This window comes from Dellaglioa sp. CoH-56-MRSF-11, assembly GCF_056782135.1.
In genome coordinates this window covers 1-265 of sequence record NZ_JBXAYE010000114.1, presented here as the reverse complement: position 1 = coordinate 265, position 265 = coordinate 1, and the positions used below count along the sequence as shown (strand labels likewise).

The 265-nt window shown below is 61.9% G+C and carries 1 protein-coding gene; it reads right to left on the bottom strand.

The features are described 5' to 3' along the window. Window positions 1-265 (bottom strand): Na+/H+ antiporter NhaA (locus AC1RPT_RS08055; protein ID WP_481763032.1); only part of this gene is annotated, 265 nt, incomplete at both ends.

The following is a 265-nucleotide window of genomic DNA, read 5'->3' as shown; positions in this document are numbered from 1 at the left end:
GAAGAAGACCACCATCAGGCCGTCGTTGACCCAGTGATGCAGGTCCATGTGCAGGCCCAGCGGCCCGAAGTCAAACCCGACGTCCAGGTGCCACAACTCGAAATAGGCATCGGATAGCGGCGAGTTCGCCCACGCCAGCGCCACGACCGTGACGATCACCAGCAGCACCGCAGCACCAGACTCCGTGCGCAGATAGCGGGCAACGCGTCCCCGGCTGATCTTCGCCGAGGATGCACCGAAAGAAGTGGCTGACATGTTCTTATCC